At 41.1% G+C, this 15,990-nt stretch carries 3 protein-coding genes, 4 tRNA genes and 6 rRNA genes; 1 reads left to right on the top strand and 12 read right to left on the bottom strand.

The window, feature by feature from the left end; genetic code table 11:
* Nucleotides 1-67: 67 nt before the first annotated feature.
* From IC758_RS01030 to IC758_RS00985, 10 genes are all read right to left on the bottom strand, one after another.
* Nucleotides 68-143 (bottom strand) — tRNA-Ala (locus IC758_RS01030).
* A 55-nt stretch (nt 144-198) separates the two neighbouring features.
* Nucleotides 199-1,701: ribosomal RNA gene (locus tag IC758_RS01025) — 16S ribosomal RNA — on the bottom strand.
* A 110-nt stretch (nt 1,702-1,811) separates the two neighbouring features.
* Nucleotides 1,812-1,888, bottom strand: a tRNA-Ile gene (locus IC758_RS01020).
* Between the two features lie 9 nt (nt 1,889-1,897).
* Nucleotides 1,898-1,986, bottom strand: a tRNA-Leu gene (locus IC758_RS01015).
* Between the two features lie 5 nt (nt 1,987-1,991).
* Nucleotides 1,992-2,108, bottom strand: a 5S ribosomal RNA gene (gene rrf / locus IC758_RS01010).
* A 200-nt stretch (nt 2,109-2,308) separates the two neighbouring features.
* Nucleotides 2,309-5,207 (bottom strand): 23S ribosomal RNA (locus tag IC758_RS01005).
* Nucleotides 5,208-5,519: 312 nt separating this feature from the next.
* A tRNA-Ala gene (locus IC758_RS01000) sits at nt 5,520-5,595 on the bottom strand.
* Between the two features lie 55 nt (nt 5,596-5,650).
* A 16S ribosomal RNA gene (locus tag IC758_RS00995) occupies nt 5,651-7,153 on the bottom strand.
* The 16S, 23S and 5S rRNA genes sit together here with 4 tRNA genes alongside, the layout of an rRNA operon.
* Nucleotides 7,154-7,962: 809 nt before the next feature.
* Nucleotides 7,963-8,502 (bottom strand): anaerobic ribonucleoside-triphosphate reductase activating protein, encoded by a 540-nt coding sequence (gene nrdG / locus IC758_RS00990; protein ID WP_227832019.1) that lies wholly within the window; start codon nt 8,500-8,502, stop codon nt 7,963-7,965.
* Between the two features lie 21 nt (nt 8,503-8,523).
* Nucleotides 8,524-10,875 (bottom strand): anaerobic ribonucleoside triphosphate reductase, encoded by a 2,352-nt coding sequence (locus IC758_RS00985; protein ID WP_227437646.1) that lies wholly within the window; start codon nt 10,873-10,875, stop codon nt 8,524-8,526.
* 372 nt (nt 10,876-11,247) lie between these two features.
* On the opposite strand from IC758_RS00985, the gene IC758_RS00980 reads away from it, so the two are divergent.
* Nucleotides 11,248-12,432 carry a pyridoxal phosphate-dependent aminotransferase gene (locus IC758_RS00980; RefSeq protein ID WP_227437648.1) on the top strand — a complete coding sequence of 395 codons (1,185 nt, stop codon included), beginning with the start codon at nt 11,248-11,250 and terminating at the stop codon, nt 12,430-12,432.
* A 208-nt stretch (nt 12,433-12,640) separates the two neighbouring features.
* Here the strand turns inward: IC758_RS00980 and rrf (IC758_RS00975) are convergent.
* Together rrf (IC758_RS00975) and IC758_RS00970 are read right to left on the bottom strand one after the other, a co-directional pair.
* Nucleotides 12,641-12,757 (bottom strand): 5S ribosomal RNA (rrf, locus tag IC758_RS00975).
* A gap of 113 nt (nt 12,758-12,870) precedes the next feature.
* Nucleotides 12,871-15,769 (bottom strand): 23S ribosomal RNA (locus IC758_RS00970).
* Nucleotides 15,770-15,990: the final 221 nt, after the last annotated feature.

Below are 15,990 nucleotides of genomic sequence, written 5' to 3'. Positions count from 1 at the left end.
AAGATAAGCTAAAAGTGCATGTAAGAGGCTACTAGATAAATCGAAGATTTAAGTAATATACTCTTAATGGTGGAGATGAGGAGAGTCGAACTCCTGACCCCTTGCTTGCAAGGCAAGTGCTCTCCCAACTGAGCTACACCCCCAAATATGAAGTTCATAAAGAACTTTCAAAATTAAACAGTAGGCAATTCTCCTTAGAAAGGAGGTGATCCAGCCGCACCTTCCGATACGGCTACCTTGTTACGACTTCACCCCAGTTATTGATTCCACCTTCGACGACTTCTTCCAAAAGGTTAGATAATCGGCTTCGGGCGTCTCCAACTCCCGTGGTGTGACGGGCGGTGTGTACAAGACCCGGGAACGCATTCACCGCAGCATTCTGATCTGCGATTACTAGTAACTCCAGCTTCATGTAGGCGAGTTTCAGCCTACAATCCGAACTGAGAGTAGCTTTAAGGGATTAGCTCCACCTTACGGCTTGGCAACCCTCTGTACTACCCATTGTAGCACGTGTGTAGCCCTAAGCATAAGGGGCATGATGATTTGACGTCATCCCCACCTTCCTCCAGGTTATCCCTGGCAGTCTCTCTAGAGTGCCCAACTTAATGATGGCAACTAAAGACAAGGGTTGCGCTCGTTGCGGGACTTAACCCAACATCTCACGACACGAGCTGACGACAACCATGCACCACCTGTCACCAATGTCCCCGAAGGGAACTCTCCGATTAAGGAGATGTCATTGGGATGTCAAGCTTAGGTAAGGTTCTTCGCGTTGCTTCGAATTAAACCACATGCTCCGCTACTTGTGCGGGTCCCCGTCAATTCCTTTGAGTTTCACTCTTGCGAGCGTACTTCCCAGGCGGAGTACTTAATGCGTTAGCTGCGGCACCGAGGGGGGTAACCCCCGACACCTAGTACTCATCGTTTACAGCGTGGACTACCAGGGTATCTAATCCTGTTTGCTCCCCACGCTTTCGTGCCTCAGCGTCAGTTACAGTCCAGAGAGCCGCCTTCGCAACTGGTGTTCCTCCTAATATCTACGCATTTCACCGCTACACTAGGAATTCCACTCTCCTCTCCTGCACTCAAGTCTCCCAGTTTCAAGAGCTTACTACGGTTGAGCCGTAGCCTTTCACTCCTGACTTGAAAGACCGCCTACGCACCCTTTACGCCCAGTAAATCCGGATAACGCTAGCCCCCTACGTATTACCGCGGCTGCTGGCACGTAGTTAGCCGGGGCTTCCTCCTCAAGTACCGTCATTATCTTCCTTGAGGACAGAGTTTTACGACCCGAAGGCCTTCATCACTCACGCGGCGTTGCTGCATCAGGCTTTCGCCCATTGTGCAATATTCCCCACTGCTGCCTCCCGTAGGAGTTTGGACCGTGTCTCAGTTCCAATGTGGCCGATCACCCTCTCAGGTCGGCTACTGATCGTCGCCTTGGTAAGCCGTTACCTTACCAACTAGCTAATCAGACGCGGGTCCATCCTGTACTGGCTCACCTTTGATATTCAAGAGATGCCTCTCAAATATGTTATCCCGTATTAGCATACCTTTCGGTATGTTATCCGTGTGTACAGGGTAGGTTACCCACGCGTTACTCACCCGTCCGCCGCTCTTTACCGAAGTAAATCGCTCAACTTGCATGTGTTAGGCACGCCGCCAGCGTTCATCCTGAGCCAGGATCAAACTCTCAAATAAAAGTTTATCAGGCTCAGATACTATTGTTATCTAAATATCTGGCTTTATGGTTTGTTTCTTGTTTTATAAATTAACCTACTGTTTAATTTTCAAAGTTCTTTAAATTATTGTGGTGGGCCATCAGGGACTCGAACCCCAGACCTACCGGTTATGAGCCGGGCGCTCTAACCAACTGAGCTAATGGCCCACAATAATTTGGTGCCGAAGACCGGAATCGAACCGGTACGAGAGGTAAGTCCCGCAGGATTTTAAGTCCTGTGCGTCTGCCAGTTCCGCCACTTCGGCACATCACCTGGCTATGTCCTACTCTCCCAGGCAGTTTCCCACCAAGTACCATCAGCGCTAGAGAGCTTAACTTCTGTGTTCGGAATGGGAACAGGTGTATCCTCTCTGCTATTATAACCAGATTATTGTCTAAATTTTCATTTATCTTTTTTCTAAGACAAGTATTATAATAACATATTTGTCTTATTATGTCAATACTTTTTTCATTCGATTTTAAGCTTATAAAATTCTTAAAAATCTCTAATTATTGACAAATTTAAATACATAGAGTTAACACTCTAAAAACTACATATATATTTTAATCAATGAACATCAAATAATATTGGTCAAGTCCTCGACCTATTAGTATCGATAAGCTAAATACATTGCTGCACTTACACCTTCGACCTATCAACCAGATAGTCTTTCTGGGGTCTTACCCTTGCGGTGGGAAATCTTATCTTGAAGTTGGCTTCGCGCTTAGATGCTTTCAGCGCTTATCCATTCCGTACATAGCTACCCAGCCATGCCCTTGGCAGAACAACTGGTACACCAGAGGTACGTCCATCCCGGTCCTCTCGTACTAAGGACAGGTCTCCTCAAATTTCCTACGCCTGCGACGGATAGGGACCGAACTGTCTCACGACGTTCTGAACCCAGCTCGCGTACCACTTTAATGGGCGAACAGCCCAACCCTTGGGACCTACTACAGCCCCAGGATGTGATGAGCCGACATCGAGGTGCCAAACCTCCCCGTCGATGTGGACTCTTGGGGGAGATAAGCCTGTTATCCCCAGGGTAGCTTTTATCCGTTGAGCGATGGCCCTTCCACGCAGAACCACCGGATCACTAAGTCCGATTTTCATCCTTGCTCGACCTGTATGTCTTGCAATCAAGCTCTCTTTTGCCTTTACACTCTACGTACGATTTCCGACCGTACTGAGAGAACCTTTGAGCGCCTCCGTTACCTTTTGGGAGGCGACCGCCCCAGTCAAACTGCCCACCTGACAGTGTCCCAAGACCAGATTCATGGCCTATGGTTAGAGTCCCAGTACTACAAGGGTGGTATCCCAAGGATGGCTCCGCCAAAACTGGCGTCCTGGTTTCAAAGCCTCCCACCTATCCTGTACATGTAGTACCAAGACCCAATGTCAAGCTACAGTAAAGCTCCATGGGGTCTTTCCGTCCTGTCGCAGGTATCCGGCATCTTCACCGGAATTACAATTTCACCGAGTCTGTTGTTGAGACAGTGCCCAAATCGTTACGCCTTTCGTGCGGGTCGGAACTTACCCGACAAGGAATTTCGCTACCTTAGGACCGTTATAGTTACGGCCGCCGTTTACTGGGGCTTAAGTTCACTGCTTCGATTACTCTAACAGATCCCCTTAACCTTCCAGCACCGGGCAGGCGTCAGCTCCTATACATCGTCTTGCGACTTAGCAGAAACCTATGTTTTTGGTAAACAGTCGCTTGGGCCTATTCTCTGCGGCCACCGTATGGTGGCACCCCTTATCCCTAAGTTACGGGGTCATTTTGCCGAGTTCCTTAACAACAGTTCTCTCGCGGGCCTTAGGATACTCTCCTCACCCACCTGTGTCGGTTTGCGGTACGGGTACCTTTAACCTCGATAGAGACTTTTCTTGACAGTGTGAAATCAGCTACTTCGCTACTAAATTTCGCTCCCCATCACATCCCAGCATTATCAAAGCGGATTTACCTACTCTGACTGCCTCAATGCTTGGGCACACATAACCAACAGTGTGCTTAGCTTATCCTACTGTGTCATCCCATCTCTCAAACGGTTATCGGTAGTACAGGAATATCAACCTGTTGTCCATCACCTACGCCTTTCGGCCTCAGCTTAGGTCCCGACTAACCCAGGGCGGACGAACCTTCCCCTGGAAACCTTGGGTTTACGGCCTGTGGGATTCTCACCCACATCTCGCTACTCATGCCAACATTCTCACTCCCATACTGTCCACATGTCCTTACGGTCATGCTTCAACCCGTATGGGAAGCTCCCCTACCCATCATTACTGATGCCGTAGCTTCGGTAGTAAGTTTTAGCCCCGGAAATCTTCGGCGCAGGATCACTCGACCAGTGAGCTATTACGCACTCTTTGAATGAGTGGCTGCTTCTAAGCCAACATCCTGGTTGTCTGTGCAATCCCACATCCTTTACCACTTAACTTACATTTAGGGACCTTAGCTGACGATCTGGGCTGTTGCCCTTTCGACTATGAATCTTATCACCCACAGTCTGACTCCCAAGTATAAGATGACGGCATTCGGAGTTTGATAGTCTTCGGTAGGTGCAATACCCCCTAGGACATTCAGTGCTCTACCTCCGTATCTCTCACCTTGAGGCTAGCCCTAAAGCTATTTCGGGGAGAACCAGCTATCTCCGGGCTCGATTGGAATTTCACCGCTACCCACAAGTCATCCCCGAGCTTTTCAACGCTCGTGGGTTCGGACCTCCACGAAATTTTACTTTCGCTTCATCCTGCTCATGGGTAGGTCGCCCGGTTTCGGGTCTACGTCAAGTAACTGAACGCTCAGTTAAAACTCGCTTTCGCTACGGCTCCACACCTTAAGTGCTTAACCTTGCTACTTAACGTAACTCGTTGGCCCGTTCTACAAAAAGTACGCGGTCACACAAGAAATGTGCTTCCACAGCTTGTAAGTGCAGGGTTTCAGGTTCTATTTCACTCCCCTCCCGGGGTTCTTTTCACCTTTCCCTCACGGTACTATACGCTATCGGTCACTAGGTAGTATTTAGCCTTGGAGGGTGGTCCCTCCTGCTTCCCACAGGGTTTCACGTGTCCCGTGGTACTCTGGATCATATCTGAAGTTTTCTCGTTTGACATACAGGACTATTACCTTCTGTGGTGGGTCTTTCCAAACCTCTTCAATTACGATACCTCTTCGTTTAAGATATGTCCGCAACCCCAATAAAGAAAACTTTATTGGTTTGGGCTATTCCGCGTTCGCTCGCCGCTACTTACGGAATCGAATTTCTTTCTCTTCCTTCAGGTACTTAGATGTTTCAGTTCCCTGAGTTCCCCTCATTAAGCTATGTATTCACTTAATGATACTTAGACATTACTCTAAGTGAGTTTCCTCATTCGGAAATCTTCGGATCAAAGTTTACGTGCAACTCCCCGAAGCTTATCGCAGCTTATCGCGTCCTTCATCGGCTCCTAGTGCCAAGGCATCCGCCCTGCACCCTTAATAACTTGACCAGTTAAAAAGGTTTGATAGATTAGAAGCTATCAACTTCGATAATTTTTAAAAGTTATCAGCTTTATATATTACAAATTAGATGTCATATCACTAAATATATATATGCAGTTTTCAAAGTGCTAACGCACAGCGCCAACGAATAAATCTCGTTGCTTAAAGTGCTAGTACACGTCGCCAACAAACAAACTTCACATGTGTTCAGTTTATTCCGTTGCTTAAAGTGCTAACGCACATAGCTTGTCTAAAGATAAGCTAAAAGTGCATGTAAGAGGCTACTAGATAAATCGAAGATTTAAGTAATATACTCTTAATGGTGGAGATGAGGAGAGTCGAACTCCTGACCCCTTGCTTGCAAGGCAAGTGCTCTCCCAACTGAGCTACACCCCCAAATATGAAGTTCATAAAGAACTTTCAAAATTAAACAGTAGGCAATTCTCCTTAGAAAGGAGGTGATCCAGCCGCACCTTCCGATACGGCTACCTTGTTACGACTTCACCCCAGTTATTGATTCCACCTTCGACGACTTCTTCCAAAAGGTTAGATAATCGGCTTCGGGCGTCTCCAACTCCCGTGGTGTGACGGGCGGTGTGTACAAGACCCGGGAACGCATTCACCGCAGCATTCTGATCTGCGATTACTAGTAACTCCAGCTTCATGTAGGCGAGTTTCAGCCTACAATCCGAACTGAGAGTAGCTTTAAGGGATTAGCTCCACCTTACGGCTTGGCAACCCTCTGTACTACCCATTGTAGCACGTGTGTAGCCCTAAGCATAAGGGGCATGATGATTTGACGTCATCCCCACCTTCCTCCAGGTTATCCCTGGCAGTCTCTCTAGAGTGCCCAACTTAATGATGGCAACTAAAGACAAGGGTTGCGCTCGTTGCGGGACTTAACCCAACATCTCACGACACGAGCTGACGACAACCATGCACCACCTGTCACCAATGTCCCCGAAGGGAACTCTCCGATTAAGGAGATGTCATTGGGATGTCAAGCTTAGGTAAGGTTCTTCGCGTTGCTTCGAATTAAACCACATGCTCCGCTACTTGTGCGGGTCCCCGTCAATTCCTTTGAGTTTCACTCTTGCGAGCGTACTTCCCAGGCGGAGTACTTAATGCGTTAGCTGCGGCACCGAGGGGGGTAACCCCCGACACCTAGTACTCATCGTTTACAGCGTGGACTACCAGGGTATCTAATCCTGTTTGCTCCCCACGCTTTCGTGCCTCAGCGTCAGTTACAGTCCAGAGAGCCGCCTTCGCAACTGGTGTTCCTCCTAATATCTACGCATTTCACCGCTACACTAGGAATTCCACTCTCCTCTCCTGCACTCAAGTCTCCCAGTTTCAAGAGCTTACTACGGTTGAGCCGTAGCCTTTCACTCCTGACTTGAAAGACCGCCTACGCACCCTTTACGCCCAGTAAATCCGGATAACGCTAGCCCCCTACGTATTACCGCGGCTGCTGGCACGTAGTTAGCCGGGGCTTCCTCCTCAAGTACCGTCATTATCTTCCTTGAGGACAGAGTTTTACGACCCGAAGGCCTTCATCACTCACGCGGCGTTGCTGCATCAGGCTTTCGCCCATTGTGCAATATTCCCCACTGCTGCCTCCCGTAGGAGTTTGGACCGTGTCTCAGTTCCAATGTGGCCGATCACCCTCTCAGGTCGGCTACTGATCGTCGCCTTGGTAAGCCGTTACCTTACCAACTAGCTAATCAGACGCGGGTCCATCCTGTACTGGCTCACCTTTGATATTCAAGAGATGCCTCTCAAATATATTATCCCGTATTAGCATACCTTTCGGTATGTTATCCGTGTGTACAGGGTAGGTTACCCACGCGTTACTCACCCGTCCGCCGCTCTTTACCGAAGTAAATCGCTCAACTTGCATGTGTTAGGCACGCCGCCAGCGTTCATCCTGAGCCAGGATCAAACTCTCAAATAAAAGTTTATCAGGCTCAGATACTATTGTTATCTAAATATCTGGCTTTATGGTTTGTTTCTTGTTTATAAATTAACCTACTGTTTAATTTTCAAAGTTCTTTATGTTTATGTCCTTTTCTTGAGGACAAGTATTACTATACCAACTTTTTCTTTTAGAGTCAACAACTTTTTTTACTTTTTTTATTTTTAAATTATCACTTTACCTCTCTATTATAATATTATCCACATTATAAACAACTGATTCATATTGTTTTAACTTATTACATTAAATATTATCCACATTATAAACATATTTATCCACATATTACATAATTTATTATTTTTTGAATAAAGATAAATCCATATGTATAATCACTTCTCATTAGTCCATTTATCTATATGATACAATATGTTTACAACTTGAAAACATTGGTTGAAAATGCTTGCTTTAATAGCAGCATTATTTCCTCTCAAAAGCATTAATAATGATATTAGTAGTGATAATAGTACATGAGCATATAATTTTATTAAAGTATTTATCAACCCCTTACTACTTTACTTTGTAAATTTATATATTAACTAAAAACTTTCATAATCAAATTAAATACTTTAGTTTCATAGCCGAGTATCAATTAAACAATTTGTAAAACTTTCTTTTAAAAGAATATAAATCAAAACAAACTAATATATTATAAAACTAAAGCTATAAAAGCTACAATAGTCAGTCTAATATAAATACATTTTATATAATACATAGTTAAAGAAAAACTTTTTACATAAAAATAGACGAAAGTAAATATGTTTTTACATTTACTTTCGTCTATTTATGTTCTATTCTGCTATAGATAAATCATCCTTCATATACTGCTCAATTAAAAATACTTTTTTATACTTTAAGCTCTTCTGAACATCAATTATTCTTTGATTTGATGAACCTCTAAATTTTAAACTTATATCTTTTTTTTCATCTACAAATCTTCCATCTACTAAAACATCAATCTGCTTTAATAGGTTCAAGTTTTTAAAATATGCACTATTTTTTTTATCTAGTAGTTGTTCAAATGTAAATCCTGTATAGGACCATACATCTAAGCCAGTCTTTTTGGCTTCTTTTGCTATTTCTTCTAATGGTTCTGGCTGTAAAAATGGCTCTCCACCTGATAGTGTAATACCTTTTTGTAATTTTAGTGACTTTATCTCATTTATAATTTCTTTTGTATCCATATAAAATCCACCACATAAATTATGTGTTTGAGGATTATGACATCCTTTACAATTATGAACACATCCTTGAGTCCATATTACCATTCTTAACCCTGGTCCATCAACTATACTGTCATGACTTATAGTAGATGACATTCTTATCTTCATAACTTATTCCTCCAAATAAAACTATCTATGTTTTACCCTATCTTTAACTTCCGCTTTTTTGGCATTATTAAATCTATCAACTGTACCAACTAAATATCCTGTTATTCGTCTGATTCTTTCAAATTTAATATCACTTTCGTCTTCATTTCTTCCACATACAGGACATATATTACTTGCTATTACTCCCGAGAAACCACATATAGGATCTCTATCTACAGGATGATTTATACTTCCGTATCCTATGCCCAAATCTTTCATTGCTTTTATGATAGTTTCAAAAGCTTCTAAGTTATCAGATGGATCTCCATCTAGTTCTACATATGTTATATGACCTGCATTAGTAAATTCATGATATGGAGCTTCTATCTCAATTTTGTCATATGCACTTATATTATAATAAACTGGAACATGGAATGAATTAGTATAATACTCTTTATCTGTAATACCTTTAATTTCTCCATATACTTTCTTATCTATTTTAGTAAATCTTCCTGAAAGACCTTCTGCTGGAGTACCCATTAAAGAGAAATTTAATTTATATTTGTCTGTAGCTTCATCCATTTTATGTCTCATATATGACACTATTTTTAGTCCTAATTCTTGAGCTTCCTTGCTTTCTCCATGATGTTTACCTGTAAGAGCAATAAGGCATTCTGCTAAACCTATAAACCCAATAGTCAATGTTCCTTGCTTTATTACTTCTTTTAATGTATCTTCTGGGCCCAAATCATCAGAATCTTTCCATACGCCTTGACCCATTAAAAACGGAAAGTTTTTCATTTTTTTATTTCCTTGAACTTCAAGACGCTCTAATAATTGTTCTATAATTAAGTCTATTTTCTCATCTAGTTCTTTAAAAAATTCATCTAAATTAGTTTTCTCATTTTTTATAATTCCATGCTTTATACCTAATCTTGGAAGATTGACAGTAGTAAAAGATATATTTCCTCTGCCACTAACTGTTTCTGGCCCACATACATTACTAAGTACTCTTGTTCTACAACCCATATATGTAGCTTCTGTATCTGGATCTCCTGCTTTATAATATTTAGCATTAAAAGGAGCATCTAAAAAGCTAAAGTTAGGAAATAATCTTTTAGCTGATACCCTGCATGATAACTTAAATAAATCATAATTAGGATCTTCAGGATTTAAATTTACACCTTCTTTAACTTTAAATATCAATATTGGGAAAATTGGGGTCTCTCCATTACCTAAACCTCTTTCTTGTGATAATAATAGATTCTTAGTTACCATTCTTCCTTCTTCTGAAATATCTGTTCCAAAATTTACACTTGAAAATGGTACTTGTGCACCTGCTCTAGAATGCATTGTATTTAAGTTATGTATAAATGCTTCCATAGATTGATATGTTTTTTTATCAGTTTCTTTATATGACTCTTCAAATGCAAAGTTTTGCATGTTCTTTATAAGTTCTTCATCAATATTAAACATTTCTTTTAGTTTTTCTTTTTCAGAGTTTAAATACAATTCATCTTTTTTAAGACCAACTTTTTTATTTGTTTCTTTCTCTGTTCTATATACTATGTCCTTTATTGCTTCATTATTTTCAATTCCTTTAAATAATTTTAATGCTTTAGCTAAGTTTCCTATGTAGAATTTTTTAAATGTCTTATACACACCTTCAGACAAACCATAATCGAAAAATGGTATGCTTTGACCTCCATGTTGATCATTTTGATTACTTTGTATCGCAATTGCGGCTAGAGCTCCATAACTCATTATATCTTGTGGTTCTCTTAAGAAACCATGACCAGTTGAAAAACCATCCTCAAATAGTTTTTTAACATCTATCTGGCAACAAGTTAATGTCCCCATATTTAAAAAGTCCATGTCATGTATATGTATATCTCCATTATCATGTGCGAAAGAATGTTCTGGCTTTAATATATGAGTCTTGCAAAATTCTTTGGATACAGTACTTCCATATTGTAACATTGTTCCCATAGCTGTATTACCATTGATATTTGCATTTTCTCTTTTTATATCAGCATCTTCTGCATCCTCAAAGGTAATTTCTTCTATTGCCTTCATTAATCGTGTTTTTGAATTTCTTATTCTACTTCTTTCAGTTCTATATACTATGTACTCTTCACTAGTTTTTGCATGACCTGTTTCTATAAGAACCTTAACTACAGAATTTTGTATGTCTTCAACACTTGGAACTGATTCAGAATATTTATGATTTATCAACTTTATTACTTCCTGAGTTAGTTGCTCAGATAACTTATAATCAGGTACAATACCTTCTCTTTCTGCAACATTTGTTGCTGCTAAAAATATAGCCCTTGTTATTCTATCTTCATTAAATGGAATCACTCTTCCATCTCTCTTTTTTACAAACTCAACCAATTAAAAAAACCCCCTATTACTATATATTGTATTTTATTAATCTACATACCACTATATGTAGTATATTAAGTCTAAAAAAATCCCCTTCAACTAAGTTAAAGGGATTATCTTAATAATTACTATATTAAGATTACCAAATTTGTACATAATAGTCAAACTAACGCAAATCATTGCAAATACTATGTAGATATTTTGAACATCAGCGTTTGTAACAACTTTGGAAGTCAAAACTTTTTTCTCTTTTTTTTACACTAATTTTAGGCAAAAAATACTCATTTTCATATGTATTAATGTATATATCTACAAATTTCCTTATGTACATTTTTCAAATTTGTCGTATAATATAAATAATAATTTAAAAGGGGGCATTTTATGTTATCAAAAAGACTAAACTTTATAACTCCATCCTATACAATAGGTATTAGTTCAAAAGTTAAAGAAATGGAAAGTGACGGAATTAAAGTAATCAACCTTAGTATAGGAGAACCTGATTTTAATGTACCTAATGTTGCAAAATCTTACGGAATTGACTCTTTAAATAAAGATTGTACTAAATATGATTTAGTTCCTGGATTGAAAATACTTAGAGAAGAAATCTGTAAAAAACTTATTGAAGAAAATAACTGTAAATATTCAATAGATGAAATAGTTATATCAAGTGGAGCTAAAAATTCTATAACAAACACTTTACTAGCGTTAACAGATGAGGGAGATGAAGTGTTATTGCCAAAACCATATTGGGTTAGTTACCCTGAAATGGTTAAATTAGTTAATGCTGTTCCAATTTTTATTGATACCAGAAAAGAAAATGGATTCAAATTAACAAAAGAAGAACTTGAAAAATCTATAACAAGCAAAACAAAGATTCTTGTAATAAATAATCCTTCAAATCCTACTGGTAGTGTCTATACAAGAGATGAGCTAATTGAAATCGTAAAAGTGTGTATACAGAACAAAATATATATTTTGGCAGATGAAATATATGAAAAAATATGTTACACTGGAAATTTCACATCAGTTGCTTCATTAAACGAAGAAGCAAAAGATATAACTATAACTATAAATGGTTTTTCTAAATCAGCTGCTATGACTGGATTAAGATTAGGCTATACTGCTTCTAATAAAACCATAGCTAAAGCAATGAGTTCCATACAAGGACATCTTATATCACATCCAAGCTTAACATCACAATACATAGCATATGGAGCCTTAAAAGATTGTTCAACTGATATAGATGATATGGTGGAAACATATAAATCTAGAAGAGATTTAATCACATCTAAATTAGATTCTATCGAAAATGTAGATTACGTAAATCCAGATGGTGCGTTTTATGCTTTTATAGACCTTTCTAAGATAGCTGAAAACTTTAAATATAAAGATAGTTTTTCTATAGAATTTTGTAATCAGTTTTTAGAAGAATACAATGTAGCAGTTGTTCCTGGCATAGCATTTGGTATGGATAAATATATTCGTATATCTTATGCTTGTAATGAGAATACTTTCTTGGCTGGATTAGATAAATTAAAAGAATTTGTATCTAAGATAATGGCATAATAATTTTAATCAAACAATTTTTAAATATAAGATATTAGATGATAAATTAATAGATTGTGTATCTATATAATATATTTAACATCGTAATTAAAAACTTAAATAAAATAAAAACCTATTGATTTTCATACCAATAGGTTTTTATTTTATTTGTTATATTAAGCTAGAATTTTATTTTAAATTTTAACTCAATATAACAAATAAAAAAATTACGTGGCTACGTCCTACTCTCCCAGGCAGTTTCCCACCAAGTACCATCAGCGCTAGAGAGCTTAACTTCTGTGTTCGGAATGGGAACAGGTGTATCCTCTCTGCTATTGTAACCACATAATCTTTATGCTTAATATTACTATTAAGTTATTGAAACTAGTAAACTAGATTCTTTAGAGTTAACACTCTAAAAACTACATATATATTTTAATCAATGAACATCAAATAATATTGGTCAAGTCCTCGACCTATTAGTATCGATAAGCTAAATACATTGCTGCACTTACACCTTCGACCTATCAACCAGATAGTCTTTCTGGGGTCTTACCCTTGCGGTGGGAAATCTTATCTTGAAGTTGGCTTCGCGCTTAGATGCTTTCAGCGCTTATCCATTCCGTACATAGCTACCCAGCCATGCCCTTGGCAGAACAACTGGTACACCAGAGGTACGTCCATCCCGGTCCTCTCGTACTAAGGACAGGTCTCCTCAAATTTCCTACGCCTGCGACGGATAGGGACCGAACTGTCTCACGACGTTCTGAACCCAGCTCGCGTACCACTTTAATGGGCGAACAGCCCAACCCTTGGGACCTACTACAGCCCCAGGATGTGATGAGCCGACATCGAGGTGCCAAACCTCCCCGTCGATGTGGACTCTTGGGGGAGATAAGCCTGTTATCCCCAGGGTAGCTTTTATCCGTTGAGCGATGGCCCTTCCACGCAGAACCACCGGATCACTAAGTCCGATTTTCATCCTTGCTCGACCTGTATGTCTTGCAATCAAGCTCTCTTTTGCCTTTACACTCTACGTACGATTTCCGACCGTACTGAGAGAACCTTTGAGCGCCTCCGTTACCTTTTGGGAGGCGACCGCCCCAGTCAAACTGCCCACCTGACAGTGTCCCAAGACCAGATTCATGGCCTATGGTTAGAGTCCCAGTACTACAAGGGTGGTATCCCAAGGATGGCTCCGCCAAAACTGGCGTCCTGGTTTCAAAGCCTCCCACCTATCCTGTACATGTAGTACCAAGACCCAATGTCAAGCTACAGTAAAGCTCCATGGGGTCTTTCCGTCCTGTCGCAGGTATCCGGCATCTTCACCGGAATTACAATTTCACCGAGTCTGTTGTTGAGACAGTGCCCAAATCGTTACGCCTTTCGTGCGGGTCGGAACTTACCCGACAAGGAATTTCGCTACCTTAGGACCGTTATAGTTACGGCCGCCGTTTACTGGGGCTTAAGTTCACTGCTTCGATTACTCTAACAGATCCCCTTAACCTTCCAGCACCGGGCAGGCGTCAGCTCCTATACATCGTCTTGCGACTTAGCAGAAACCTATGTTTTTGGTAAACAGTCGCTTGGGCCTATTCTCTGCGGCCACCGTATGGTGGCACCCCTTATCCCTAAGTTACGGGGTCATTTTGCCGAGTTCCTTAACAACAGTTCTCTCGCGGGCCTTAGGATACTCTCCTCACCCACCTGTGTCGGTTTGCGGTACGGGTACCTTTAACCTCGATAGAGACTTTTCTTGACAGTGTGAAATCAGCTACTTCGCTACTAAATTTCGCTCCCCATCACATCCCAGCATTATCAAAGCGGATTTACCTACTCTGACTGCCTCAATGCTTGGGCACACATAACCAACAGTGTGCTTAGCTTATCCTACTGTGTCATCCCATCTCTCAAACGGTTATCGGTAGTACAGGAATATCAACCTGTTGTCCATCACCTACGCCTTTCGGCCTCAGCTTAGGTCCCGACTAACCCAGGGCGGACGAACCTTCCCCTGGAAACCTTGGGTTTACGGCCTGTGGGATTCTCACCCACATCTCGCTACTCATGCCAACATTCTCACTCCCATACTGTCCACATGTCCTTACGGTCATGCTTCAACCCGTATGGGAAGCTCCCCTACCCATCATTACTGATGCCGTAGCTTCGGTAGTAAGTTTTAGCCCCGGAAATCTTCGGCGCAGGATCACTCGACCAGTGAGCTATTACGCACTCTTTGAATGAGTGGCTGCTTCTAAGCCAACATCCTGGTTGTCTGTGCAATCCCACATCCTTTACCACTTAACTTACATTTAGGGACCTTAGCTGACGATCTGGGCTGTTGCCCTTTCGACTATGAATCTTATCACCCACAGTCTGACTCCCAAGTATAAGATGACGGCATTCGGAGTTTGATAGTCTTCGGTAGGTGCAATACCCCCTAGGACATTCAGTGCTCTACCTCCGTATCTCTCACCTTGAGGCTAGCCCTAAAGCTATTTCGGGGAGAACCAGCTATCTCCGGGCTCGATTGGAATTTCACCGCTACCCACAAGTCATCCCCGAGCTTTTCAACGCTCGTGGGTTCGGACCTCCACGAAATTTTACTTTCGCTTCATCCTGCTCATGGGTAGGTCGCCCGGTTTCGGGTCTACGTCAAGTAACTGAACGCTCAGTTAAAACTCGCTTTCGCTACGGCTCCACACCTTAAGTGCTTAACCTTGCTACTTAACGTAACTCGTTGGCCCGTTCTACAAAAAGTACGCGGTCACACAAGAAATGTGCTTCCACAGCTTGTAAGTGCAGGGTTTCAGGTTCTATTTCACTCCCCTCCCGGGGTTCTTTTCACCTTTCCCTCACGGTACTATACGCTATCGGTCACTAGGTAGTATTTAGCCTTGGAGGGTGGTCCCTCCTGCTTCCCACAGGGTTTCACGTGTCCCGTGGTACTCTGGATCATATCTGAAGTTTTCTCGTTTGACATACAGGACTATTACCTTCTGTGGTGGGTCTTTCCAAACCTCTTCAATTACGATACCTCTTCGTTTAAGATATGTCCGCAACCCCAATAAAGAAAACTTTATTGGTTTGGGCTATTCCGCGTTCGCTCGCCGCTACTTACGGAATCGAATTTCTTTCTCTTCCTTCAGGTACTTAGATGTTTCAGTTCCCTGAGTTCCCCTCATTAAGCTATGTATTCACTTAATGATACTTAGACATTACTCTAAGTGAGTTTCCTCATTCGGAAATCTTCGGATCAAAGTTTACGTGCAACTCCCCGAAGCTTATCGCAGCTTATCGCGTCCTTCATCGGCTCCTAGTGCCAAGGCATCCGCCCTGCACCCTTAATAACTTGACCAGTTAAAAAGGTTTGATAGATTAGAAGCTATCAACTTCGATAATTTTTAAAAGTTATCAACTTTATATATTACAAATTAGATGTCATATCACTAAATATATATATGCAGTTTTCAAAGTGCTAACGCACAGCGCCAACGAATAAATCTCGTTGCTTAAAGTGCTAACGCACATAGCTTGTCTAAAGATAAGCTAAAAGTGCATGTAAGAGGCTACTAGATA

Origin of the sequence: Clostridioides sp. ES-W-0016-02, from assembly GCF_020641035.1 — a bacterium.
GTDB lineage: Bacteria > Bacillota > Clostridia > Peptostreptococcales > Peptostreptococcaceae > Clostridioides.
This window is presented reverse-complemented; position numbering and strand designations above follow the sequence as displayed.